Source organism: Nocardia sp. alder85J (genome assembly GCF_020176955.2).
Classification (GTDB): domain Bacteria; phylum Actinomycetota; class Actinomycetes; order Mycobacteriales; family Mycobacteriaceae; genus Nocardia.
The window spans coordinates 425,995-452,613 of record NZ_JAIUCZ020000008.1 but is presented as its reverse complement, the minus strand read 5'-3'; the positions used below and the strand labels follow the sequence as shown (position 1 = coordinate 452,613).

The following is a 26,619-nucleotide window of genomic DNA, read 5'->3' as shown; positions in this document are numbered from 1 at the left end:
AGAAGGCTCTCATACCGCGGTGGCCGCTCCCCCGGATTCCGGCAAAGACAATGGTTGCGGTCGTGTTCCGGCCGGTCGGGCGATCAGAACGGGAAGAGGTGATGTTTGCGCGGGTTGCGAACCAGCTTCTTGTCGCGCAGCAGTTGCAGGGCCCGGCGAATTTCCAGGCGTGTGGCGGCCGGCTCGATGACCGCGTCGATGTAGCCGCGCTCGGCGGCCACCCACGGCGTGGCCATGGTCGCGTTGTAGAAGTCGATCATCTGCCTGCGGATCGTCTCGCGCTGCTCGTCCGGCGCGGCGGCCAGCTGCCGGGCGCCGATCAGGCTGACCGCGCTCTCCGCGCCCATCACCGCGATGCGGGCCGTCGGCCAGGCCAGATTGACGTCGGCGCCGAGCTGTTTGGAGCCCATGACGGCGTAGCCGCCGCCGTACGACTTGCGGATCACCACCGTCACCTTCGGCACGGTGGCCTCCACGTAGGAGGCGATGAACCGCCCGCCGCGCTTGATGACGCCGATCTTCTCCTGCTCCACCCCGGGCAGGAAGCCGGGGGTGTCGACCACGAAGACCAGCGGGATCTCGAACGCGTCGCAGATCCGGACGAAGTGCGCCGCCTTGTCGGCGGTGCGGGCGTCCAGCGCACCCGCGTACACCAGCGGCTGATTGGCGACCACGCCCACCGCGCGACCGTCCACCCGCGCGAATCCGGTGATCAGGTTCTTCCCGGCCGGCGCGCCGACCTCGTGGAACTCACCGTCGTCGAAGATGCGCAGCAGGATGTCGTACATGTCGTAGCCGGCGTTGTCGGCATCCGGCACGATCGCGTCCAGTTCCCGGTCGCTGGCGGTGAGTTCGGGCTCCAGGCCCGGATTGATCACCGGACCGGGCTCCTGGCAGCTGGACGGGAAGTAGCTCAGGTACTGCCGCACCCATTCGAAGGCGGCCGGCTCATCCTTCGCGACATGGTGGATGTTGCCGTACTGCGCCTGACTGTGGGCGCCGCCGAGCTCCTCCAGGCTGACGTCCTCGCCGGTGGCCTCCAGGATCACCTTCGGGCCCGCCACGAACAGGTAGGCCGATTCGGTGGCCACCAGCACGTCGGTGTTGATCGGGGCGTACACCGCGCCGCCGGCGCAGCTGCCGAGCATCATCGAGATCTGCGGCACCATGCCCGACAACGGCTCCTGGCGGCGGCCCAGTTCGGCGTACCAGGCCATGGAGGTGACGGCCTCCTGCACGCGGGCACCGCCGGAGTCGTTGATGCCGACCACCGGGCAGCCGACCTTGGCCGCGAACTCGTAGATCGCGGCCACCTTCCGGCCGAACATCTCGCCCACCGAACCGCCGTACACGGTCTGATCGTGCGAGAACACCGCCACCGGGCGGCCGTCGATCAGCCCGTGCCCGGTGACCACACCGTCGCCGTACAGCGCGTCCGGATCGCCCGGATTGCGTACCAGCGCACCCAGTTCCACGAAACTACCCGGATCGAGCAGCATGCCGATCCGGTCCCGGGCCGAGGGGATGCCCTTGCGGGTCCGTTTCGTCACTGCCGCTTCGCCTGCCGGTTCCTGCGCCAGCTCGAGTTTCTTGCGCAGTTCGGCGATCTTCTGGGCGGTCGTGCTCACAGATCTCCCCTCGGATATCGGTCAGCTGCGTTGGATCTCGGTCAACTTCTCGGTCAGATCGGCGCCGATCGTGGCGATGCGCGGTTCATCGATGATCTGGAGATGATCGCCCGGAATGTGGATGATCTCCAGATTCGGGATGTACTCGTCCCAGCCACCATTGGGCCGGCGGTCGGCGAAACGCGGTTCCAGCTCGATGATTCCGTCGTGGTATCGATCAGCAAGGTACAGCACGGTGTCACCGTCATACCGGCTGGGCGTCACCTTCTGCAACTCGCGGCTCTCCACCCATGAGGTGCGCTGGTGTTCCAGCACGCCGCCCGGGATCTGCACACCGGCGAATTTGATGAGCTCGGAGATGATCTGGAACTGCTCCGCGTCGTCGACGCCGGCCAGCTCCTCCATCTGCTCCTGATCCAGTTCGCCCTGGAAACCGTAGGTCTTCTTGGCGAAGGCCTGGTACCGCTCGATCCGGCGCACCCGCTCCTCGGGGTTGTTCACCTCGTTGTCCACCGGCAGCGCCAGGTCGATCAGGCCGATCAATCGGACGTCCGCGCCCTCGTCCCGCATGATCTGCGCGACCTGCAGGGCGAACACCGCGCCCAGCGACCAGCCGTACAGCACGTACGGCCCCTCCGGCTGGAGCTTGCGGATCTCCGGGATGTACTGCCGCGCCCGCTCGTCGATGGAACCCTCGACCCGCTCGAAACCGTACATCGGGGTGTCGGCGGGCAGCCGCTTCAGCAGCGGCTCGTACACCAGCGTATTACCGCCGGAGGGATGGAACACGAACACCGGCACGGCCGTCGAGCCCTCGGGATGGGCCCGCAGGGTGCGGACGAAGCCGTCGACGCCGGCGCCGTCCTCCTGGTACCGGCGCACGATGTCGGACAGCTGCTCGATGGTGCGGACCGTCCGTACCTCGGCCGGATCGACCTGGGCTCCGACCCGCTCCGACAGCCGGTCCGCCAGCTTCCCGGCGAGTTCCTCGCCGATCTCCGGCAGCAGGTTGAAGATGCCGCCGGCCGACTTGCCGGTGGCTGTCGCCCAGGTGGCGTAGGTCAGTCGCTCGGCCGCGTCGCGCGGGGGTACGTTCTCCTCCCGGCCACCCTCGGTCTGCACACCGGAACCAGCTTCGGCCGCAACGGTTTCCGCGACGTCACCGGATTCCGATGCCGCCGTTGCGGTTCCGGCTGCGGCACCGGGTTCGGCAGCGCCGCTACCGGTTTCGGTCGCAGCCGCGGATCCACTTGCCGGAGCGGCGGTTTCGACACCTGCGGCGGCCTTGGCGGCGGCCGCGGGATCCTCGCCCGCCTCGATGGCCGCGCGGGCCGCGGCCACCACCGTCTCGTCGACGGTCAGGGCGCCACCACCGGCGGCCTGCTGCCCGGCCAGCGCCTCCACCTCGTCGCGGTGCTCGATGGCGTACCGCAGCATCTTGGCAACCTCGTTGAGGCTGGCGTCGCGCACGGCCGCGATCTGCAACTGCGGGATGTCGAATTCGTACTCGACCCGGTTCTTGATCCGCATCGCCATCAGCGAGTCCAGACCCAGCTCCATGAGCGGGATCTCCATCGGCAGATCCTCGGGCGCGTACCCCATGGTCTCGGCGACGATGGAGCGCAGCCGGGCCTCGGCGGTCTCCGAACTCTGCGGATCCCAGCGCTCACCGAAGCTCACGACGGCCGGCTCCGCCGCCGCCTCGGTCTCGCGCGCGGCGGTCTCGACCGGCGGCGCGGCGGTGACCGCGGGTAGGGCGGCACCCGAGGTGACGACCGCGTCGAACAGCAGCCGGAACCCGTCGTCCGCGGCCGCGTGCACCTGCACCGAGGCACCACCGGGATGCGGGGTCAGCGTGGTGGTCAACGTACCGCTCGCCGGAACGGCGGCCCGGGTCACCGAGGCGCCCAGGGCGACGTCCGCGAGCACCTGGGCCGCGGCCGCGGTCACCAGTGCGCCGAGATCGGTGACGGCGCTCGCCGACACCTCCCAGGCGTGCCGGCCGTCGGGCAGCGCCACATGGGCGCCCGGCACCCGGCCGGTCCCCGCGCCACCGATCGCGATGTTCGCCTTCGGCCAGTACTCCTTGCGCAGGAAGGCGGTGCGGGGCGCGTTCGCGAACGTGCCCGCGGGCAGCAGCGAGGACAGATCCACCGGATGTCCCTGCACGTAGAGCTGGGCCAGCGCGGCGATCACCGCGGCCGACTCGTCCTCCTTGCGCTTCAGCGTGGGGATCAGCGCCGCATTGTGCACACCGGCGGCGTAGGTGGTGCCGAGCACCTGCATCAGCGCCACCGAATTCGGCGCCAGCTCCAGATAGGTGGTGAGGCCGTTGTCGACCGCGTGCCGCACCGCATGGGTGAAGTACACCGAATGCCGCATGTTGGTGACCCAGTAGTCGACGTCGTGGACCGCCGGATTCCCCACCGGGTACACCGCATCGCGACGCACGGTCGAGTACAGGTCGACGCGCAGCGGGGTCGGCTCGATGCCGGCCAGTTCGGCGGCCAGCTCGCCCAGCAGCGGATCCATCTGCGAGGTGTGCCCGGCGCCGCGGGTCGGCAGCACCCGGGCGAACTTACCCTCGGATTCGGCGCGCGCGACGACCGCGTGCACCTGCTCCGGCGGGCCGCCGATCACGGTGTTGGTCGGAGCGGCGTAGACGGCCACCTCGAGATCCGGATAGTCGGCGAGCACCTCGGCGATGGCGTCGGCGCTGTACTCCACCAGCGCCATGTTGCGGACCTGGTCGTCGGTGAGGGCCTGCTCGGCCTCGCCCATCAGCCGGGACCGGGCGCTGATCACGCGCACCGCGTCCTCCAGGTTCAGGCCGCCGGAGATGTACGCGCCCGCGGCCTCACCCATGGAGTGGCCGACCACGGCCTCCGGCTCGGCGCCGTGCGCCCGCAGCACCTCGGCCAGGCCGACCTGGATGGTGAAGATGCCGACCTGCGAGGTGCCGACGTCCCAGTCCTGCTCGTCGTCGAGGATCATCTCGCGGACCGAGTAGCCGGTCTCGAATTCGACCAGCTCGTCGACCTTGTCGACGGTCCGGGCGAAGATCGAGTTCTCGTGGTAGAGCTGCTTGCCCATCTTGCGGTGCTGCGCGCCGAATCCGGCGAGCACCCACATCGGGCCGTGCGCGGCCGGCGAGTCGGCGGTGAAGACGCCCGGGCCCGGTGTGCCCGCGGCGACGGCCCGCAGACCGGTGACCGCCTCCTCGTGCGTGGTGGCCAGCACCACGCCGCGGGAGCGGCCGTGATTGCGCTTGGCCAGGGTGCGGGCCACATCGGCCAGTGGCGTGGCTGCGCCCTCGGCGGATTCCAGCCAGTCGGCCAGGTCCGCGGCGGCGCGCCGGCGGCGCGACGGCAGATAACCGGAGACCGGCAGGATCACCGGCAGCGGCGCGGCGCGGGCCGCGGTCCACTCCGGGCCCGCGGCGCTGTCCGCCTGCGCGAGAATCGCTTCCGCGTCGGCCACCACATCGGTGGACTCGTCGTCCAGTTCGTCCTCGACATCGCCCTCGAGCTCGGCCTTCGCGGCCAGCCCGGCGGGCACGGTGAACCCGGTCTCCGCCGGCGCGGCGGGCGGGACGTACTCCTGGAGGACGAGATGCGCGTTGGTGCCACCGAATCCGAAGCCGGACACGCCGATGGTGGCGGTGCCGCTGTAGCGCGGGAATTCGGTCGGCTCGTCGACGACCCGCAGCCGGGCCTGCTCGAACGGGATGTACGGGTTGGGCCCGGCGTAGTTGACGCTCGCCGGAATGACGTTGTGCTGCAACGCCATGATCACCTTGGCCAGGCTGGCCGCACCGGCCGCCGACTCCAGGTGGCCGAAATTGGTCTTCGCCGAGCCGAGCAGCGCCGGCTTGTCGGCCTCGCGGCCGCGGCCGATCACCCGGGCCAGCGCGTCGGCCTCGATCGGGTCGCCGAGCAGGGTGCCGGTGCCGTGCGCCTCGATGTAGTCGACCGACGACGGCGCGATGCCGGCGTCGCGGTAGGCGCGGCGCAGCACCTCGGCCTGGGCGTCCGGATTCGGCGCGAGCAGGCCGTTGGAGCGGCCGTCGTTGTTGACGGCGGTGCCCTTGATCACGGCGTAGATCTGGTCGCCGTCACGCTCGGCGTCGGCCAGCCGCTTCAGCACCACCAGACCGGCGCCCTCGGAACGGACGAAACCGTCGGCATCCGAGGAGAACGCCTTGACGTGGCCGTCCTTCGCGATCGCCCCGTTGGCCTCGAAGCCGAGCGTCGCCGCCGGCGCCACCAGCATGTTCACGCCGCCGGCCAGGGCCAGGTCGGCCTCGCCGGTCCGCAGCGCGCGCACCGCCTGATGCACCGCGACCAGCGTGGACGAGCACGCGGTGTCGACCGAGACCGACGGCCCGCGGAAGTCGTAGAAGTAGGACACCCGGTTCGGGATGATCGAGGACGCGCTGCCCATCAGCGAGTACGCCTCGGCGGAGACCGGCACGTTCGGATCGCGCTCGGCGCTGAGCCCGAGCGCGGCGATCAGCATGAAGTCGTTGGTGGACGAACCGATGAACACGCCCACCGGCTCACCCTTGAGCTCGTTCGCCGGGATGCGGGCGTGCTCCAGCGCCTCCCAGGTGAGCTCCATCATCAGCCGCTGCTGCGGGTCGACCCGCTCCACCTCCAGCGGCGACATCGCGAAGAATTCGGCGTCGAACCCCTTGAGCACGTCCTGATCGAGGTAACCGCCCTTGGTGTTGGCCGCGTCGATCGCCGCCGCCAGCCGGGGATCGGCGGTGAATTCGGACCACCGGCCCGCCGGCCGCTCCCGGATGCCGTCGCCGCGACCGGCCAGGAATTCCCAGGTCGACTCGGGAGTGTCGCCCGCGCCCGGCAACCGGGTGGACAGGCCGACGATCGCGACGTCGTGCGCCTCGCCCGGTAGCGGGACCGCGGTGTAGAAGCCCTCGTCGAGCAGCCCCTCCGGCACGTCCGGCTCGCCGTTGACGATCCGCTCCGCCAGCGAGGCGATGGTGGGGTGCTGGTACACGATCGTCGCGTTGAGCGTGACGCCGGTCAGCTCCTCGATGTCACCGCCGAGTGCGAGCGCATCCCGCGAGGCCAGACCGAATTCCTCCATCGGCCGATCCACGGTGATCTGCTCGATCGGCTGCCCGGTCGCGTCGGCGACCCAGCGGCGCAACCACTCTCGCAGCTCGGCCACCGTCAGGTCGGCGGCCGGCCGATCGACGGCACCGCCTGTTCCTTCGGTAGCCCGAGGTGCGGCGGGCGGGGTGGATCCGACGGCGGTATCCGCGTCGGCGGTTCCGGTCTGGGGGAATCCCTCGTTGTCAGCCATCAATTCCTCAAGCTACCTGTGTCGGGGTGGTGCACGGCGGGGATTGACAGCTGGTGTCGCCGTCAGGTGCCGAATGTACCGAAGCCCCGGCGGCAGAAGCTGCCGCCGGGACCGTGGGAATTCGGGTCAGTCCTCATCCGGTGCATCGGGGAAGGCCTGCTGGGTGTAACCGCCGCGCAGCGTGCCCTCGAGATAGGCCGCCTTGCAGGCGCGGCGGGCGATCTTGCCGCTGGAGGTGCGCGGGATCGAACCCGCGGGCACCAGCAGGATGTCGCGCGCCGTCACGCCGTGACGCTGCGAGATCGCCGCGCGGACCGCGTCCGCGATCGGCTCCGGATCGGCCTTGCCGGCGCCGGGGCCGCGCTCGGCCACCACCACCAGCTCCTCGGACGAGTCGTCCGCGTCGAACTGCAATCCGGTGTCCGGCCCGAACACCTCGGCCGGCAGCTGATTGGCCGGAACCGAGAAGGCCGCGATGAAGCCCGGCCGCAGCGCCTTGCTCGACTCCTGGGCCGAGTACTCCAGATCCTGGGGGTAGTGGTTGCGGCCGTCGACGATCACCAGATCCTTGACCCGGCCGGTGATGTACAGCTCGCCGTCGACGTAGACGCCGTAGTCACCGGTGCGCAGCCAGATGCCGTCGGCGGGGGTGCCGGTGGCCTTGCTGCCGATCGTCAGCCGGTTCGGCAGCAGGTTGCCGAAGGTCTTGCGGGTCTCCTCGTCGCGCCCCCAGTACCCGATGCCGATGTTGTTGCCGTGCAACCAGATCTCGCCGACCTCGCCCTCGGCCAGCTCGCGGGCGCCGGTCGGATCCTCGATCGACTCCGCGTCGACGATGGCCGCCCACTGCGACACACCCACGTAGCCGCAGCTGACCTGGGCGATCGAATTCGGCGCGCCCTGCTCGACCCGGACCACCCGACCGGCGTTGAGCTCGGTGCGGTCGACGTAGATGACCTTGGCCTCGTCCTCGTGCCGGGTGGCCGAGACGAACAGCGTGGCCTCCGCCATGCCGTAGCACGGCTTGATCGCCGTCTTCGGCAGGCCGTACGGCGCGAACGCCTCGTTGAACTTCTTCATCGAGCTGACGGTGACCGGCTCGGAGCCGTTGATCAGGCCGATGACGTTCGACAGGTCCAGCGATTCGCCGTTGCGGGGCAGGCCGCGGGCGGCGGCGTGCTCGAAGGCGAAGTTCGGCGCGGCGGCGAAGGTGCCGGCGCCGTCGGAGACCGCGGCCAGCTCGTGGATCCAGCGGTAGGGCCGCCGGACGAACGCGCTCGGCGACATGATGGTGATGTACTTGCCGCCGATCGCGGGCACGATCACGCAGAGCAGGCCCATGTCGTGGAACAGCGGCAGCCAGGTGACGCCGCGCGAATTCTCGTTGAGGTCCAGCGCGTGCACCATCTGCAACACGTTGGTGCCGACCGCCCGGTGGGTGATCTCGACGCCGGCTGGAACGCGTGTCGATCCCGAGGTGTACTGCAGGTAGGCGATATCGTCGACCTTGATGTCGGGGCGTACCCAGGACTCGCCGAGCGTGTCGGGCACCGCATCGACGGCGATGATCCGGGGCCGCTGCGGGGCGGGCAGCGAGCGGAACAACTGCCGCACTCCGGCCGCCGACGAACTCGCCGTCAGGATGGCGGACGGCTTGCTGTCGCCGAGTACGGCATGCAGCCGATCGGTGTGACCGGGCTCGTCCGGGTCGAACAGCGGCACCGAGATGCAGCCGGCGTAGATGGCGGCGAAGAAGGAGATCACATAGTCCAGACCCTGCGGAGCCAGCACCGCGACCCGGTCGCCGGGTTTGGTGACCTGCTGGAGCCGGGCGGCCACCGCGCGCAGCCGGACGCCGAACTGCTTCCAGGTCAGATCCTGGTACTCACCGTCGCGCTCACGTGAGTAGTCGATGTATCGATAAGCAAGATCATTCGCATCGTTGCGGGTGTGCTTCTCGACGTAATCGACCAGGGTACGGCCCTCGGGAATTGCGATGTTCCCGGTTTCGTCCAGGTAGTCGTCGAAAGTCTCGTCCGTCATTCCTTCTCCTCCGAGGCACACGCAGCACGGCGTCGTCGCCGCTGTTGCCTGTGAGGCCCCGACTGTCCATGCCTGCGGGCGCTCGAGTGGTACCTCCGAGCCTGCCTGCGGTTATTTGTGGCGGTCTGCGCGGGTGACCACCGATCGGCTTGATGTACTCGAGCCAGGGTTATGTTACAGAGCAGCGACGGGAGGAGTCTCCCGAGAGTGCAATCATCTCCTGATCACGGCTCCGAAAACAACAGGGGTCACCGGTGTGACGGCATCGACCCGGCGCGAATGTGCCCACGGACACAAACGAGCCGGATGCGTTCCAGCTCAGCTCGCTGTCGGCGAAGCGACCACCGGCTGCCTCCTCGTCTCGGATCCACCTACGGTTTGCCCTGGTGTGGTGGAGGAATTTACCACCGGAACGGCCGCGGGACCGGATCAGGAGGGCGGCCTATGGAGCATCACGAGAGTGGCCGCCGCCGGGGTTGCGATGCGTCACGAAATATGGGCCCGCGGAGCATCGTGAATCCGCCCGATGCGGAGCCTGCGGAGCATCCGGAATGGCCCGCCGGAGCGTCACGAATGCGCCGGATGGGGAGCGTCGTTGATCAGGCCCTCCGCCCACAGGGTCGTCCACTGGGTTGTGGTGGTGCCCTTGTCGTCCACCACGAACGTGTTGTACATCGCGTGCACCGGATTGCCGTTGGCCCGCGCCAGGGTCAGCACACTCGGGATCAGGTTCAGCGGCGTCAGCGCCTGCTGCGGCGCGGCGCAGATCAGATCACCCGGGGCACAGACGGTGAAGGTGCGGTCCGCGATCGCGCCGAAGCCGGCGCGCGGCCCGGTCATGGTGATGCCCGGCACGTTGAGACCCTTCAGCGCCACCTCCGCACCCACCCCGGGCGGTGTGGCGCCGACCTCGGTCGCCTGTCCCGGCCCGGCGGTGCGACGGCCGTCGGCGATCAGCATCACGCCCCGCACCAGGTCGGCGGGTACCGGCCCGCGATCCGCGCCGATCGAGGCGGCGAGGTCACCGGCGATCACCGCGCCCTGCGAGAACCCGACGATCACATAGCTGGTCAGCGGGCAGGTCCGATTCATCTGCACCAGCTCGTCCTGGGCCCGCTGGGCGCCCTCGGAACGGCTGTTGTTGTAGGACTGCTGCCCATCCGGGGGCACCGCGACCGGATTCGAGAACTGGGCCACGTACGGCACCGTGTACACGTCCACCCGGCTCTGCGGGAACTGGTCCCGCACCGGCTTGGTGACGTTGAGCAGCAGCGCCAGCGGATTGGCCGCCGGATTGCGCGGATCGTCGTCGCTGCGGGACTCCCAGGTGCCCGGAATCGACAGCAACTGCACGTCCGGGCAGGTGGCGGGCTGGCTGGTGGGCCGTCCGGGCCCCGGCGGAGTCGGGCCGGGCTGCCGCAGCCGACCGGCCAGCAGGTACCACAGCAGCAGCGCCACGACGACGATCAGCACCAGGACCGCCACCGGGATCAGGCAGCCGATGCCCCGCCGCCGCGCACCCGGTCCCCGGCGCGGTGGCGGATAGCCCGGACGACGCGCGTTCACTTGTCGCAGTAGGTCGCGGTCGCGACGTCGATGTAGATCTTCCCGGCCTGCTCGACCGGCATCTTCTGCGCGTCGAAGGACGGGTCGGAACCGGCCATGGCGTTGACGTAGGTGGACAGCTCCTGGTCGGAGGCGCCCGCGGCCTTGCTCTGGCAGATGTACTGGGCCGTGGTGAGGGCGATGTCCGGACTGGACGGATGCACCCCGCGCTTGTTCAGCTCGTCCAGGAAGCCCTGATCCTTACCGGCGAGCGGAGCATCGGTGGTCGGCTGGGCCGGCTGCGGCCGCTCCGGCACGACCGACGTGGTGGTCGGCGCGGGCGCCTGCGGTGCCGGCGCCTCGGTGGAGGGCTGTCCGGCGGCCGTGGTGGCCGAGGGTAGTGCGGCGGTCGTGGTCGAGGTCTTCAGCGTCGGCGTGCTCGAGGCGGTCGAGTCGTTGTGACCGCAGGCGGTGAGGAAGAGCACGGGTGCCAGCGCCAGGGCGGCGCCCGCCGCGGTTGCCTTACCACGAATCCGGAGCATGAATACGGTTCCTCGATCTGTTTTCGGTGGGTAGGTCGCCACCCAGGCTAACGGCAACCCGCACGGCCGGGGCCCGGCAAGGGTGAACCTCATGCAGTTCTCAGACCGGGATCCACGCCCCGACGCCGCCGGAGAGCAACGTGTCAGACGCCGTGGACCTCGGCCTTGCCGTCGTGCACGAGGATGAACCCGGTCTGGAAGTTCTGCTGGGTGCCGCCGGGCACCGGGAATTCGTCACTGATCGGATAGCCCAGCCTGCCGTTCTCGAAACCCTGCTGGCCCCACGCCTCCATGATCGGGCCGTTGCGCACCGCCCACGCGCCCGACAGCGGACTCCAGTAGATGTTGCCGCCCTCGAACCGGCTGAACCGGCCGGCGTCCTTGAGCGGCTCCTCGCCGGCCACCGGGAACCCCAGCGGGCCGCCCTCGAAACTCAGCTGCGCGTACTTGCCGAGCACCAGCCCCTGCACCCGGTGCGCGCCGGACTTCTCGCTGAAGAAGATCGGGCCGTTCTCGAAGCCCTGCACAACGCCGTCCCGGGTGGGTGTGCGCGCCTCCGGGCCGGTCGGATAGCCCGCCGGGCCACGTTCGTAGCCCTCGCGGCCCCACGCCTCCAGAATGGCCCCGCGGACCGCCTGGGCGCCGGTGCGCGGGCTCCAGTAGACGGTGCCGCCGCGGAAGGCCTGCATCCGGCCCACGCCGTCGGGCAGCGCGACCTCCTCGCCGGTGGGCAGGCCCAGCGGGCCGCCCGGCCCGACCGTGCCCTCGTAGATGCCGCCGATCATGCCGCCCACCGGATGCGCGCCGGTGATCGGCGACCAGACCACCCGGCCGCCGTGGAAGTCCTGCGCCACCCCGCCGGTCACCGGGTACTCCCCGGTGACGCAGTCGCCGAGCCAGCCGGTCGACTGCGCCACCGCGGCGATGTCGCCGCCGACGCCGCAGTCCGGCCGGTCGTCCGGCACGCCCAGCGCGGCCGCCGCCTGCGGCCAGGACTGCCGCATCTCGAAATCCCAGTACGGCCAGGAGTGGGTGCCGGACTCGCGGTATTCCACCGTGACCGGAATCTGCAACTGGCCCAGTTTGGCGATGAAATTCTGACTGGTCAGCCGGGACAGTATTTCCAGCCCCATCCCGGTGTAATTCGTGCTGACCAGCGGAATGTCGGACGGGCTGTCGTAGTTGCCGGTGGTGCCGCTGCCCGCGGAGACGTAGAGGCTGGTGCCCTTCAGCTTGTCCGCCAGGTTGTACGGATCGTGGGCGGCCCATTCGTCGTCGGTGGGCGGACCCCACATGAGGTTGGAGTCGTAGCCGCCGGCGTCGCGCATGGCGAAGGTGATCGCCTGCGGCATACCGAGGGTGGTGGTGGTCAGGTAGCCGGAGTAGGAGGAGGCGAACCGCACCCAGCCCGGATTGCGCCCGGCCAGGAACATGGCGGCCGTACCGCCCATCGAAATACCTTCCACGCCGCGCACATCCGTGGCCCGCCACTGGCCCTCCAGCAACGGCGGCAACTCCTTGGTGAGGAACGTCTCCCACTTGTAGTTGTGGCCGTTGTCCGGTTGCTGCCAGTCGGAGTAGAAGCTGGACTCGCCGCCGACCGGCAGCACCACCGTGACGTTCTTGTCGGCGAAGAAATCCGGCGCCCCGGCCTGTTTGGTCCAGCCGCTCTCGTCGTCGGTGGCGCGCAGCCCGTCGAGCAGGTACATCACCGGGAAGCGGGCCTCCGGGTGGGTGTTCCAGTCCCGGGCGAGCAGCAGTTGCACCTGCACCGGCGCGCCCATCGCGGGCGAATTGATCCACAGCGCGGCCCGGCGGTCGGTCAGCCAGATGACCTGCTGCACGACGGCGGCCGGAGCGGGTATCGCGGACTGCTGCGCGACCGCGGGCGCCGCGGCCGGGCCGGCGGTCAGTGGTAGCACTGCGGCGGCGGCCAGCGCCGCGCCCCGTCGAGCGCCACGGAACATCCCCCCTGCACCGATTCGTACTGCTGCCACAGCACTTGTTTCTACCGGGATGCCGATGGGTAACCATGCGCGACGCGCGGAGTACGAGAATTGATTTCGAACAGTTCCCGGACATTTCACCACAATGCCCGGAAATAACTGTTCCGATCGACTGTTCCGACTGCCGGTGCTGCCGGGTGGAAAACGACACTGCCCCCGGCGAGTACGCCGGGGGCAGTGTGGAATTCGTCCGTATGGCGGTTTATGCGCCGAGCGCCGCCAGAATGCCCGGGCGGGCCTTGCCCAGCTCGTCCTGCCAGTACAGCCAGGAGTGGGTGCCGGCGGCCGGGAAATCGTAGCTGGCCGGAATGTGCAGCGAGTTCAACCGCGCCTGGAAGGCCCGGGTGCTGACCATCGTGATGGCCTCGATGCCCATCGCGTCACCGGTGTTGAACACACCGACGGCATTGGTCGGGTGGTCGTACTGACCCGGCAGACCGCTGGCGGCCGAGAGGAACATGGGCAGGCCGCGCAGCTGCGGGGCGAACACCATCGGGTCCATCTTCAGCCACTGCGGGCTCCACGGCGCGGCCAGCGCGTCGCAGTTGAAGCGGCCGGCGTCGAGCATCATCACCCGGATGGCCTCGCGCATACCGGGCGCGTTCCAGTTCAGCGGGCCGGAGAACGAGGCCACGTACTTGAACTGGTCGCGGTGGAAGGCGGCCAGCCGCAGCGCGGCCGGGCCGCTCATCGACAGACCGGCGACCGCCCAGTTGTTCTTCGAGACGCCGTAGTTGCCGGCCAGGTAAGCGGGCAGTTCCTGGGTCAGGAACGTCTCCCACTTGTAGGTGAACTTCTGGCCGTTGGTGTTGCTCGGCGAGGCCCAGTCGGCGTACCAGCTGGACTGACCGCCGACCGGCATCACCAGGGTGACATCGTCGTTGGCGAACTGGTCCTGCGCGTTGGTCTCGAAGGACCAGGCGTTCTTGTCGTCGCGGGCGCGCAGGCCGTCGAGCAGCAGCAGCGCCGAGCTGCCGCCGTTCTTGGCCCACTGCACCTGAACCTTGACCGGGCCCATGTCGGACGGAACCATCAGCTCGTCGTAGCCGCCGGCCGGAGTGCGGTGCACCGGGCTGACCACCGGGCTCGCGAGCGCGACCGCCGGAGTCGCCGCCGCGGCCGCGAGCGGAACTGCCACAGCTGCGGCCCCCACAGCGAGAAGTCGTGTGCGCCAACCGGACCGAGATTCTCGCCGACGCGACCGGAGACTCTCAGTCGCGAGCGCCGAATCCGTAGCCGGCGCGGCGGACCTGCCGAAACGCATGGATACTGCTCTCTTTCTTCTGCTGTGTCTGCTGTTGTAGTCGCTGCCGCTAGCGCAGTAGCTCGGCTGCCACCTACGAACTGGTCACACTTGCGCTTGCTGGACGATATTCGACCGTCCAATCGTTAGCAAGACGGTATCAACCGCCTGACCGAAATCCGCCCGTGCGCCTTTCGTAATCGTGTAGTGACCCTACCGCGTCCGCCCGTTGATGTCGCGTTGTCGAAACCTCTACATCGACCCCGTTTTTCACGTTCGGTTGTCCACTTGCGGACAACCAGCAGGCGGCGGGATGCGGCGCTGTGATGACTCGGCACGCCGCGCGTCGCACTGCTGGTTGTCCGTTGTGTCCCACTGCGAATACTAGAGGTGTTCGCTCAGATCGGGCAGCATCTTCACGACCTGATCCGTCCAGTAATGCCAACTGTGCACGCCGACGGGGGTGTAGTCGAAGCTGGCGTTGCCCGGCCCGGCGCCGTCCCAGCTGGCCTGGAACGCACGGGTGTTTCCGAGTGCGACTGTTTCCAGCACCTGGGCATTCACCAGATGGAAGGCATCGATCGGCTGATTGATCTGGTCGCGCGGGCCGGGCATGCCGTTACCCGAGGAGACCCACAGCCGGGTTCCGTTGGCCCGCAACAGATTGACCTCGCGGGTGGGATCGTTGCGCTCCCAGCGCGGATCCCAGGGCAGGCCCCACATCGCGTCGATGTTGTAACCGCCCGCGTCCAGCAGGGCCAAGCGCAGCGCCTCCCGCATACCCAGCCCGGTCGGATTCAGATATCCCGAATACGAGGCGGCGTACTTGAATTGGTCCGGGTGATAGGCCGCCATCGTCACCGCCGCGGAACCACCCATCGACAATCCCATGATGGCGTTGCCGACCGGGCTGAATCCGAGCCGGTCCCGCATCGCCGTCGGCAGATCCTGGGTCAGGAAGGTCTCCCAGGCATACGGCTTCTCCTGGCCGTTGGTGTTACTGGCCGCGACCCAGTCGGTGTAGAAGCTGGACTGGCCGCCCACCGGCATCACGATATTGATGTTGTACTGCGAGACCAGCCGCGGGACATCGGTATCGATCTCCCAGCCCGACAGGTCGTTGCGCGCGCGCAGGCCGTCCAGCGCGTACAGCACGCGGCTGGTGTTGCCGTCGGCGGCCCGGAAGATCCGGGTCTTGATCGGCCCCATGCTGGAGTCCACCCAGAAATCGAAGCCGTCCTGGTTGTACGCCGCCTTCGTCACCGGCGCACCACCGATCGCCAGGACCGCCGGCAGGGCGACCGCCAGCGCGAACACCGCGATCCCGCGGACGAGCCGGCGGGCCCGGCCGCCACCTCCACCGCCGGGCCCACGGCCCTTCTCCGCCTCGGCGGCAACCCTTTCGCGTATCCATCCAACCCGCATCGACTCGACCTTTCGCCCGTGCGATCACGCGGTGACCGCAACCCAAGTGCTTGACGATCGACTCTCGACACCCACGGCTTCCGAGGTGACGAAGGTTTCGGCGTTGTGACTTACCAGCTCTTCTATAGGCAGAGCAGCCTGTCGGTTTCCTGGGAAAACACCCCCAGTTACCGAATCGTGACATAAACCTGGTATTTGCCGGATCGGTTGGTCGGATAAAAAGGAACTCGGCCCGGGGCGGGCGCCCCGGACCGAGTCCGGTGTTCACGACGATCGGCCGCGGTCGATGTCGCGGTCGTGGATCGGCACGGCGCTCAGCCGATGCTGCCCGACATGTCCGGCAGCATCCGGTTCACCTCGCTCTCCCAGTACCGCCAGTTGTGCACGCCGATGTTCGGGAAGTCGTAGGTCACGTTGCCCGCGCCGAGGGTCACCATGCGTACCTGGAACGCCCGGGTGTTGGCCAGCGCCAGGCCTTCCAGGCCCATGGCGTTGACGGTGGCGAAGTTGGGACCGTCCGCGGCGCCGGGCAGGCCGCTGCCCGCCGAGATCCACAGCCGGGTGTTGTTCGCCTTCAACCGCGGTGCGAACACGAACGGATCCATCCGCAGCCACTGCGGGCCCCACGGTGGCGCCATCGAGTCGATGTTGTAGCCGCCGGCGTCGATCATGGCCGCGCGCAACGCCTCCCGCATGCCCGGCGCCGACACGTTGAGGTAGCCGGAGTAGGAACCGGCGTAGCTGAACTGATCCGGGTGGTAGGCCGCCAGCGTGAGCGCCGCGCTACCGCCCATGGACAGGCCGAACACGCCGTTGCGGGTGCTCCGGAAGCCCAGCCGGTCCCGCAGCGCGTTGCGCAGGTCGCTGGTCAGGAAGGTCTCCCAGTCGTACCGGTAGCTCTTGCCCGGACCGCCCGAGAGCACCTGCAACCCACCGGATCCCGACGACGAGCCGGAAGCCGACCCGGACGAGCCGCTGACCGGCGGCAGGCCCAGGAACGAACTGGGCGCGTTCCAGTCGGCGTAGAAACTGGACTGGCCGCCCACCGGCATCACGACGTTGATGTTGGCGGCCGTGAGCGCGGCCGCGATGTTCGTCTCGATCTCCCAGCCGTTCAGGTCCTCGCGGGCGCGCATGCCGTCCAGCGCGTACACGACCCGATCGGTGTTGCCGTCCGCGGCGCGGAAGATCCGGGACTTGATCGGGCCCATCACCGGCGAGTCGACCCAGAAATCGGTGGCCGAGGGGTCGAATGCGGCCGCTGCCGTACCCGCCCCGCCGACCGCGACGCTCAACGGCAGCAGGGCTGCCAGCGTCATTCCGAGTGCTGCCCTGGCCAATCGACCGGCATGTCGGCCCGGACGTCTGGACCGCACTCGGAAAACAGTCACCCCACGCATATTCTGATCGGCCTTTCGGTTGTACGGCCCGGCGAACCCGGCCGCGGCTACGAATGACCGCCGGAACGGATGTGGACATGCGCTCCCGACGGATGTCTCCAGGCAGCTTATCGCTCGGGGGCTACGCCGGCGTTACCGCGTCGCGACCACGTGGATGAGCGTCCAGGTATAGCTAATTCGGAGCGACCGCGGCGGTCGGATCGATCAGACCGCACCGTTGGATTTCGTACTTCGGCACCCGGTCGATGCGATATTTCGCGAAATGGAAGGCCTGTTCCACGTTGTGCCGGAACCGGGACAGGGTCAGCGGCCCGCGCGAGGAGGCCAGCAGCGCCTGGGTGTCCGGGCAGGTCAGCGCGGTGCGGGCCTGGGTGACCCACTTCTCGTCCAGGAACCACGGCATCCACGGATGCTGGGCCACCGCACCGGCATCCACGATCACCCAGTCCGGATACAGGTTCTTGTCGTGCCCGATGCGGCCGTCGGTGAGCCGGTCGGTGTGCGCGGCCAGCGGATAGGCCAGCCCCTCCTGATCGATGACCCGCACGTCCAGCGGCACGTTCATGCTGGTCATGCCGAGGTTCAGGAAGTAGACGGTGTGCCCGGCGCCGCCGTCGGGAATCGGCAGTGGCGGCGGGGCGACGTACCACATCATGTACGACGGCGAACTCAGCAGCAGACCGCCGTCGGGCGTCGCGGCGATGTCCTGCACCATCGCCCGCATGCGCGGATAGTCCAGATAGTCCTCGGCCAGCACCGGGTGCTGGTGGGAACTGTTGAGCACGTAGTAGATCCGCTCGTCGACGATGCCGGTCGAGCTGATGTTGGCGCCGGAGTTGTTGCCGGTGCTGTTGGTCACCAGCACCGACCAGACGACCACGGCCAGCCAGGCCACCCCGGTCACCGCCGCGAGCCGCGTCGCCGCCCGATCCGGCGCCGCGTCACCAGCGGCCCGCCGCGGTACATCACCAGCGGCCCGCCGCGGTACATCACCAGCGGCCCGCCGCGGTACATCACCAGCGGCCCGCCGCGGTACATCACCAGCGGCCCGCCGCAGCGGCACCCGCACCGGCAGCACCGACACCGGCAGCAGCAGACAGAACAACTGCGGCAACAGCATCCGGCCGTGCATGAAGTCACCGCCGACGCGCAGTTCGAACACCACCAGCGCCAGACCGCCGAGCAATACCAGGGCGACCACCACACCCGGGGCGCGCAGCCGCTCCCGGCGCTGCCACAGCCGCCGTACGCGCGCGGCGGGTCCCGCCGCGGCGGCGGTGTCGGAGCCGGCCGCCCGGACCCGCACCGGCCGCCGGGTGAGTACCACCGCCACCAGCAGCAGCGCCACCGGCAGCCACAGCAGATACGGCCCGCTCAGATCCCAGAGGTAGGTGAAGCCCTGTCCCCACTTGGCGCCGCCGGCCTCCTTGGCCACGGCCGTGTTCGGATAGGGCAACCCGTAGAAGCCCATCCGGAAGATCTGGTAGCAGCCGGGCACCAGGCAGGCGACCACGAGGATCAGCACCCGCATCACCAGCGGGCCCAGCCGGGTCGCGGGCATCGGCGCGAGCAGGATCAGCAGCCCGGCCAGCCCGCCGACGATGACCATCTCCGGACGGATCAGCCAGGACAGCCCGGCGACGAAGGCGATGGTCAAAACCAGGCCGGCGCGGGCCCGCTCGGTGCGGCTCCACCGCACCAGCAGCCACCACAGCAGGCCCAGCCAGCAGATCACCAGGCAGTTCTCCAGCCCGGAGGTGGCGTAGTCACGGGCGGGCGGCACCGCGATGTACACCGCCGCGCCCGCCGGCAGCAGCAGCGTCAGGCCACCGATCCGGCCCGGGGCGTCCCAGGGCCGGCCCCACAGCCGCGCGGCGCCGAGCATGGCCAGCACGATGGCCAGCACCGACAGGGTCAGCGCCACCCAGAGACTGACGTACTCCAGCCGGGCGTGGGTGACCCAGGAGAAGAACCAGATGACGTACGTCCAGGCGGCGCTGGTGTTGGTCTCCACCCGCTCGCCCTCGTTGAAGACCGGCCCGTAGCCGGCCAGCAGATTGCGCACCGTGCGCAACACGATCAGGCCGTCGTCCGCGATCCAGCGGCGCTGCCAGGCGCCGAGACCGAAGAGGACGGCGGTGAGGGTCACCCCACCGACGAAGACGGTCCGGGACGTCAGGGCCAGGCGCCGTTGGGCGCGCGTGACCGGACCGGCGGCACCGGCCGCCGGATCTCCCTCGTTCTGTTGTCCCTCGACCACCATCTCGTCAGGTGAGATAGACAGCAACACCTACCGCTCCGATCCACGCGATGGCCAGGAGTTGCAGAATGCGGTCCCCCAGCGCGATCTCTTCGGGTTCACCGGCCTCGCCACCATCGACGTCGACCGCGTAGCGCAGGATTGCGATCGTAAACGGAATCATCGAGACGGCGAACCACTGGGTGTGCTTGTGGTCGGTTTCGAACGCCCAGAGGCCGTAGAAGACCACCACCGCAGTGGCCGACAACGTCCAGATGAAGCGCAGGTAGGTGGGGGTGTAGTACTGCAACGACTTGCGGATCTTGGCGCCGGTGTCGAGCGCGATCTTCAGCTCCGCGTAGCGCTTTCCAGCCGCCATGAACAGCGAGCCGAACGCCATGATCAACAGGAACCACTGCGACAGACGGATGTCCGACGCGGCGCCACCGGCGACCGCGCGCAGCAGGAAGCCCGAGGACACGATGCAGATGTCCAGCACGGCCTGATGCTTGAGCCCGAAGCAGTAGGCCAGCTGGATGGCGATGTAGACCGCCATCACCACGGCCAGTTGCCAGGAGGCCAGGAACGATCCGACCAGCGAGGCGAGCAGGAACACCACCGACAGCGCGTAGGCCAGGTTCACCGGCACCACACCGGCCGCGATCGGCCGGTACCGCTTGGTCGGATGGGCGCGGTCGGCCTCCACGTCCAGCGCGTCGTTGACCAGGTAGATACCCGAGGCGGCCAGGCAGAAGACCACGAACGCGATGCCGATGTGCCCGAGCCGGGTGCTGTCGGCGAGCGCGTACTGGCCGTCCGGTAGCTTGCCGGCGGCCATCGGCGCGGCCAGCACCAGGACGTTCTTCACCCACTGCCGCGGCCGGATGGCCTTGAACAGCCCGCCGACCAAGGTCTTCGGCGGGCCCTTGATGACGGCCTCGTCCAGTTCGACGGTTGTCGGCTCTTCACTCACGACCAGGGCTCTTTCCTGTGCGGTCAACTCTCGAGTCTCTTTTCGGCGGCCAGCACGACGGCCGCGGAGGCGGCGCCCAGCGCCGCGCCGGCGAGCACGTCGGTGGGGTAGTGCACCCCGAGCACGACCCGGGAGATCAGCATGGGCGGCACCAGCACCGCGGGCAAGGGTAACCCGGTGAGCCTGCCGAGCAACACCGCTGCGGCCGTGGTGGAGGTCGCGTGCGAGGACGGGAAGCTGAGTGTGCTCGGCGTCGACGCGTTGATCCGCACCGACGGATCGTGCGGCCGGGGCCGGCGCACCACGCGCTTGATGATCACCGAGGCGGCGTGCGCGCCGAACGCGCCGACGGCCACCCCGGCCCACTGCCGGCGCCGCGGCTTGTCGGCCAGCGCGCCGATCGCGGCGATGCCGAGCCAGCCCAGCGAATGCTCGCCGAAGTGCGACAGGCCGCGGGCGGCGCGCACCACCCGCGGGTCGCTGCCGATGGTCCCCTGCACCGCGTTGATGATCCGCACCTCCGCCGGGCGTGGCGCCGCTGGTTCGGGCACCACGTGCAGACGGGGTTGATCGGCCGACTGGGCGGCGGTCATTGCTGCTCTCCCTGGTTTCGATCGCCCTGGCTTCGATCGCCCGGGATTCGATCGTCGTGGATACCGAAGACGTTCTCCCACGCGGCCGTACTGGTCAACCGCGGATGCGCGGCACGATACCGCTCCCGGACCGTCGGGAAGCGCCCGGCCAATTCGCGACGCAATCGCATCGCCTCCTTGAACAGCCCCCACGCCTGTCGCGGATCGCGCTTGCGGTACACCACGCCGCGGCCGTCGGCCGTCGTCACGGTGACACCGTCGACCTGCGACAGCAGGAACCAGCGAGCGTCCAGGGTGGGCACGTTCAGCTGCGGGCGCTCGTGATGCCGCGGATCGGCGGCGCGCAGATTGTGCACCACCCCCTTGGCGAGCCGGACCACCTTGGCGATCGGGTTGCCCGGTTCGCCGACCGCGCCCACGCCGCTGCCGCTGGCCAGCGGCAGTTCGGTGGACGAGGGAACCACCACGGCGTCCGGGAAGTCCTTGCGCATCCGCGCCACCTCGCCCAGGGCGGTCGGCAGTAGTTCGAACAGCGCGTCCGGACCCGCCAGGAAGTCGCGGATCGCCTGGTTCTGGATGGCGACCGTCGAATACTCCAGGCACAGCAGGTGTTTCAGGGTGGCCTTGACGGTGTTGATCACCATCGGCCGGCCGTCGTTGGGCAGGTGCAGCGCCGCGACCACCAGGCGGTTGCGCAGGTGGAAGTACGCCTGCCAGTCGATGGCGTCGTCCTTGTCGCTCCACGCCATGTGCCACACCGCCGCACCGGGCAGGGTGACCGTCGGATAGCCGGCGGCGCGGGCGCGCAGGCCGTACTCGACGTCGTCCCACTTCAGGAACAGCGGCAGCGGCTGGCCGATCTCCTCGGCCACCGAGCGCGGGATCACGCAGGTCCACCAGCCGTTGAAGTCGACGTCGACGCGGCGGTGCAGCAGCTTCGAGTTGTCCCGGTCGCGCAGCGGGTACTTGGCGAAGTCGTGGTCGTATTCCACGTGGGGGGCGGCGGTCCACATCCAGATGCCGCGGTCGACGATCTCACCCATGACGTGCAGGTGCGAGCGCTCCTGCAGGTTGAGCATCTGCCCGCCGACCAGCGTGGGGGTGCGGGCGAAGCGGGCGAAGGCGAGGGCGCGCAGGATGCAGTCCGGCTCGATCTCGATGTCGTCGTCCATGTAGACGATGTACTGCGCGTCGGTGGTCTTCAGCGCCTCGTACATGACCCGGCTGTAGCCGCCGGAACCGCCGAGGTTGGGCTGGTCGTGGATGGCCAGCCGGCCACCGAGACCCGCTGCGGCCTCGGCGAATCCGGGTTCGTCGACCGTCTTTCGGGTGCCCTGGTCGGCGATGATCACTGCCTTGATCTTCTCCAGCACCAGCGGGTCCGAGCCCAGGGCGGCAAGGGTTTTCACGCAGTCGGTCGGCCGGTTGAAGGTGGGCATGCCGACCGCGATGCCGCCGTCGCCGGGCGCCTCGACCGGCGCGTACCAGCCGCCGCTGCGCAGTTCGACCGCGCTGTCGGTGGTGATGTCGAACCAGATCCAGCCGCCGTCCTCGAACGGGCCGAGATCCACCTCGAACTCCACGTGTGTGGTGTCGGAAGCGGTGAACTCGTTGCCCTGCACGTGGATTCGCGAGCCGTCGGCCTTGGAGCGGTAGACGTCGACGCGGCCGTGGCCGGACAGTTCCAGCCGCAGCACCACCGAGGTCAGGATCGACCAGCGCCGCCAGTAGCTCGCCGGGACCGCGTTGAAGTAGGTGCAGAACGACACCTCGGACTCGGCGCCGATCGACAGCGAGGTGCGCGAGGGCGCATGGGCGCGACGGGCATTGGTCGCGGACTCCTCGAGATACAGCGTGCGCACGTCCAGCGGTTCGCCCGGCCGGGGCAGGATGACGCGCTGTAGCAACGAGATCGCGCGCGAGCCGTTCAGCTCGGCCGTATCCTCCACCGTGGCCTGGGTCATCGGTTGTCGTCCTGATCCGCCAGTGCCGCACCGGATTCCAGATGCGGGCGCAATACGTTGTCGAAGGTGCTCAGCGCGCTGCCGATCGCCATGTGCATGTCCAGGTACTGGTAGGTGCCCAGGCGGCCGCCGAAGATCACCTTGGCGGAAGCGGTTTCGGCCTTCGCCCGCTCACGGTAGGCCAGCACCTTGGCCCGGTCCTCCGGGGTGTTGATCGGGTAGTACGGCTCGTCGCCGGTCTGCGCGAAGCGGGAGAACTCGCGCTGGATCACCGTCTTGTCGGCCGGGTAGTCCCGCTCCGGATGGAAGTGCCGCGGCTCGATGATGCGGGTGAAGGGCACGTCCGCATCGTTGTAGTTCATCACCGAGGTGCCCTGGTAGTCGCCGGTCGGCAGCACCTCGGTCTCGAAATCGATGGTGCGCCAGCCCAGTTCGCCCTCGGCGTAGTCGAAGTAGCGGTCCAGCGGGCCGGTGTAGACCACCGGCGCGTCCGGGTTCTGCGCGCGCAGCTCGTCGCGGACGGTGAACCAGTCCGTGTTCACCCGCACCTCGATCAGCTCCGACTCGGCCATCTTCGACAGCCACGCGGTGTAGCCGCGCCGCGGCAGGCCCTCGTAGGTGTCGTTGAAGTACCGGTTGTCGAAGGTGTACCGGACCGGCAGGCGGGTGATGTTGCCCGCGGGCAGTTCCTTCGGGTCGGTCTGCCACTGCTTGGCGGTGTAGTCGCGGAAGAACGCCTCGTAGAGCGGGCGGCCGATCAGCGAGATGGCCTTCTCCTCGAAGTTGGCGGCATTCTTGCCGTCGACCTCGGCGGCCTGCTCGGCGATCAGCGCGCGGGCCTCGTGGGGGCTGAAGTAGCGGCCGAAGAACTGCGACAGCAACCCGAGCCCCATCGGCAGCGGATACGCCTGCCCCTTGTGCAGACCGAACACCCGGTGCTGGTAGCCGGTGAACTCGGTGAACTGGTTCACATAGTCCCAGACCCGTTTGTTCGAGGTGTGGAACAGGTGGGCGCCGTACTTGTGCACCTCGATCCCGGTCTCCGGATCGGGCTCGGAGTAGGCGTTACCACCCAGGTGGGGGCGGCGGTCGACAACCAGGACGCGCTTGCCGAGCTGGCTCGCGGTGCGCTCGGCGATGGTCAGCCCGAAGAAGCCGGAGCCGACGACGATGAGATCGAAGGGGGAAGCGACGGTCACGGGAGCCCAGAGTATCGGAAGTCCGCGCCGCCGCCAGGGCGAGTCCGCGACCCGCTTCGAGTCAGCGCTCGTGCGTGCGGATCAGCAGGCCGGTCAGCGGCGTGCCGGTGCGGGCCACCGGCCGTGTCGTGCGTTCGGTGACGTCCACCTCGTGGATTCCGCCGGCGAGATCACCGATGTAGACGTGTTTGCGGTCCGCGGTGAGGGCCGGGCCGGTCGCCTCCGCGAAGCCCGTGGCCAGGATCTCCGGCGGCCGGCCGGCGACGCCGGGCGCCGGGATCGGGGCCCGGCTCAGGGTGTTCCCGGCCGGCGGCGCGCCGCGGCCGGTCCAGTAGACATACTCGTCGTCGAGGTCCAGTGCCAGGCCGATCGGCTCCGGCAGACCGGACCACAGGATCTCCAGATCGGCGCGGTGCGCCGGATCGGGGGCCGGGGCGGCGGTGATCCGGAAGATCCGGCCCCGGCCGCCGGGGTCCTGCTGCGTCCAGTACACCTGGCCGCGACCGTGGTCGACGGCGAGGCCGGCGCAGCGCCGCGACTGCTCGTCCGCACCGGGGACCGCGGACCGGTCCACCAGCGTCTCGACGTTCTCGCCGTCCGGATCGCAGGACATCACCCGCATCCCCTCGCGGTCGCACCAGTAGAGCTTGCCCTCCACCCAGTCCGCGGTCAGCAGCCCGGGCGTACCGGCGCCGCCGACCGGGACGATCGTGGTCCGGCCGCCGCCGTCGGCGTCCACCCGCTCGATCGAACCGGATCCGGCGGTCCAGTACACCCGGCCGGTCTTCGGATCCTCGGTGAGACCGTCCGGGGCCCGGTTCGGCCCGGACACGAACACCGTCGTGGTGCCGGTGTCGATGTCGACCTCCAGGATGTCGCCGCGCCGCGCCGCCAGCGCCAGCAGCTTGCCCATGCCGCACCTCGCTCCGTCCGCACTCGCCACCAGGGACATCGGTCACCGGACATTCGTCACCGGAAATTCGCCGGGAATTCCCGCGACGCCTATCTGCCGCCGCAGGATCGGCCCGGACTCACGCCGGGCGAGGACGAGAAGCCGCGACCGCGGCAGGAGTGTGAGAGATTACGCCGCACCGCCTGGACCGAGGTATAGGTGCAGGCGAGATCGATCACGTCCTCGATGTGCGAGCCGTCCAGATCACAGCGCAGCACCCGCGGGCTGCCCCGCACCCCCCAATACAGCTTGCCCGCCTCGAAATCGCCGATCAGCCCGGAGGGCACCCCGACGCCACCGGGCACGATCGTCACCCGGCCGGCGCCGTTCGCCTCGACCCGCTCGATCGCGACCCGCCCCGGATCGGCGTCGTCGGGCCGGTCCAGCCAGTACACCCGTCCGGTCCGCGGATCGTCCACGATCTCGTCGGGGTGGTAGCAGACGCCATCGATGAACACGGTCCAGATACCGGATACGGCGTCCAGGTCGATGACCCGCCCGTCGAGCAGGGCCGTCACACGGAGTTTGCGCATGCGTGTCCCACCTCCGCGAAGGCGGTGCGAGCACCGGTCGGATGGGTCGGTCGGATGGATCGGATACGGCGGTCGGCTACGAATCGAGGCTAGGATCGCGCCCCGGCGGTGTCCACAGCCGATGCGCAACCGTGAACCGTCCGTGGTGCATTCGTGGATCCCGGGGCGACCGCCCACCCGCCGCCGGACAGGCGGTCGCCGGACATCGGATCCGTGGTGCGGACAGGTTCACGGCTGGACCGACAGGCCCCCGGCGTAGGCCGTCATCGCCGCGCGGACGAATTCGGCGGTGCCCGGACCGTGCTCGTCGTAGTTCGCGGCGAAGCGCGGATCCGCGACGTACATGTCGCCGAGTCCGGTGAACGCAGCCGCCGTGGGCCGCCGCCCCTGCCACCCGGCGACGATCCAGTCGTAGTGCCGCGCCACGATCGCCTGCACCTCGGCACTGTCGGGCGCCAGGCCCGCCGCGCGGGCCCGGCCGTAGTCCGCGGCGATATCGGCATGCTGCTGCCCGTGCCGCTGCCGTTCCGCGGCGGACAACGACCGCCACCAGCGATCACCCTGCTCGTAGGCCGCACTGCCCCAGCGCTCGATCACCTCGTCGCGGTACCGCGTGTGGTCGAACCCGTCGAATACTTCCTCGGCCATCAGTGGCTCACCTGCCTCCGTCTTGCGCAACGTGGTGTGCACCGACGCGATCTGCCGGGTGATCCGCACCCGCTCCTGCTCCAGCAGATCCAGGTGGGTCCGCAGGGCCGCTGCCGTATCCTGTTGCCCGGCAAGAACTTCGGCGATGACCGACAGGCCGAGGCCGAGTTCTCGCAACAACAGGATGCGCTGCAACCGCAGCAGGGAGTCCTGGTCGTAGTACCGGTAACCGTTGGTCCCGACCCGGGCCGGCGGCAACAGCCCCCGCTCGCCGTAGTGGCGCAGCGTGCGGCTGGTGGTACCCGCGGCCCGGGCCAGCTCCTGAATCGACCATTCGGTCCTGGAACCCACCGTG

Annotated in this window: 17 protein-coding genes; all 17 read right to left on the bottom strand. The window is 69.2% G+C overall.

Annotated features, from left to right (window positions below; all coding sequences use genetic code 11):
- Positions 1 to 83: 83 nt before the first annotated feature.
- Positions 84 to 1,628: an acyl-CoA carboxylase subunit beta gene (locus LBW94_RS30190; protein WP_225058088.1), complete on the bottom strand. Its 1,545-nt coding sequence runs from the start codon at positions 1,626 to 1,628 to the stop codon at positions 84 to 86.
- A gap of 21 nt (positions 1,629 to 1,649) precedes the next feature.
- The gene (gene pks13 / locus LBW94_RS30185) at positions 1,650 to 6,959 is read right to left on the bottom strand and encodes a polyketide synthase Pks13 (RefSeq protein ID WP_225058087.1); all 5,310 of its coding nucleotides are present in this window, start codon (positions 6,957 to 6,959) and stop codon (positions 1,650 to 1,652) included.
- 126 nt (positions 6,960 to 7,085) lie between these two features.
- Positions 7,086 to 9,002, bottom strand: a complete 1,917-nt coding sequence (gene fadD32, locus LBW94_RS30180; RefSeq protein ID WP_225058086.1) for a long-chain-fatty-acid--AMP ligase FadD32 — start codon at positions 9,000 to 9,002, stop codon at positions 7,086 to 7,088.
- 567 nt (positions 9,003 to 9,569) lie between these two features.
- Complete coding sequence (locus LBW94_RS30175; RefSeq protein ID WP_416276977.1) at positions 9,570 to 10,568, bottom strand: cutinase family protein; 999 nt, start codon at positions 10,566 to 10,568, stop codon at positions 9,570 to 9,572.
- A complete protein-coding gene (locus tag LBW94_RS30170; protein ID WP_225058085.1) occupies positions 10,565 to 11,089 on the bottom strand; it encodes a DUF732 domain-containing protein in 525 nt (174 codons plus the stop codon). The genes LBW94_RS30175 and LBW94_RS30170 overlap by 4 nt, the downstream gene beginning before the upstream one ends.
- A 143-nt stretch (positions 11,090 to 11,232) precedes the next feature.
- Positions 11,233 to 13,056, bottom strand: coding sequence for an alpha/beta hydrolase-fold protein (locus LBW94_RS30165; RefSeq protein WP_225058154.1), 1,824 nt, complete (start codon positions 13,054 to 13,056; stop codon positions 11,233 to 11,235).
- A 241-nt stretch (positions 13,057 to 13,297) separates the two neighbouring features.
- Positions 13,298 to 14,359 (bottom strand): alpha/beta hydrolase, encoded by a 1,062-nt coding sequence (locus tag LBW94_RS30160; protein ID WP_225058084.1) that lies wholly within the window; start codon positions 14,357 to 14,359, stop codon positions 13,298 to 13,300.
- Between the two features lie 363 nt (positions 14,360 to 14,722).
- Entirely contained in the window at positions 14,723 to 15,763 is a 1,041-nt protein-coding gene (locus tag LBW94_RS30155) for an alpha/beta hydrolase (protein ID WP_225058083.1), read from the bottom strand.
- Positions 15,764 to 16,077: 314 nt separating this feature from the next.
- Entirely contained in the window at positions 16,078 to 17,082 is a 1,005-nt protein-coding gene (locus LBW94_RS30150) for an alpha/beta hydrolase (protein WP_225058082.1), read from the bottom strand.
- Between the two features lie 253 nt (positions 17,083 to 17,335).
- Positions 17,336 to 19,426, bottom strand: a complete 2,091-nt coding sequence (locus tag LBW94_RS30145; RefSeq protein WP_225058153.1) for a hypothetical protein — start codon at positions 19,424 to 19,426, stop codon at positions 17,336 to 17,338.
- A 4-nt stretch (positions 19,427 to 19,430) separates the two neighbouring features.
- Complete coding sequence (locus LBW94_RS30140) at positions 19,431 to 20,375, bottom strand: decaprenyl-phosphate phosphoribosyltransferase (protein WP_225058081.1); 945 nt, start codon at positions 20,373 to 20,375, stop codon at positions 19,431 to 19,433.
- A gap of 23 nt (positions 20,376 to 20,398) precedes the next feature.
- Entirely contained in the window at positions 20,399 to 20,968 is a 570-nt protein-coding gene (locus LBW94_RS30135) for a phosphatase PAP2 family protein (RefSeq protein WP_225058080.1), read from the bottom strand.
- Positions 20,965 to 22,932 (bottom strand): glycosyltransferase, encoded by a 1,968-nt coding sequence (locus tag LBW94_RS30130; RefSeq protein ID WP_225058079.1) that lies wholly within the window; start codon positions 22,930 to 22,932, stop codon positions 20,965 to 20,967. The genes LBW94_RS30135 and LBW94_RS30130 overlap by 4 nt, the downstream gene beginning before the upstream one ends.
- Positions 22,929 to 24,131 (bottom strand): UDP-galactopyranose mutase, encoded by a 1,203-nt coding sequence (gene glf, locus LBW94_RS30125; protein ID WP_225058078.1) that lies wholly within the window; start codon positions 24,129 to 24,131, stop codon positions 22,929 to 22,931. The genes LBW94_RS30130 and glf overlap by 4 nt, the downstream gene beginning before the upstream one ends.
- Before the next feature lie 61 nt (positions 24,132 to 24,192).
- Positions 24,193 to 25,044: a hypothetical protein gene (locus tag LBW94_RS30120; RefSeq protein WP_225058077.1), complete on the bottom strand. Its 852-nt coding sequence runs from the start codon at positions 25,042 to 25,044 to the stop codon at positions 24,193 to 24,195.
- A gap of 89 nt (positions 25,045 to 25,133) precedes the next feature.
- Complete coding sequence (locus LBW94_RS30115) at positions 25,134 to 25,616, bottom strand: hypothetical protein (protein ID WP_225058076.1); 483 nt, start codon at positions 25,614 to 25,616, stop codon at positions 25,134 to 25,136.
- A 228-nt stretch (positions 25,617 to 25,844) separates the two neighbouring features.
- Positions 25,845 to 26,615, bottom strand: coding sequence for a MerR family transcriptional regulator (locus LBW94_RS30110; protein ID WP_225058075.1), 771 nt, complete (start codon positions 26,613 to 26,615; stop codon positions 25,845 to 25,847).
- Positions 26,616 to 26,619: the final 4 nt, after the last annotated feature.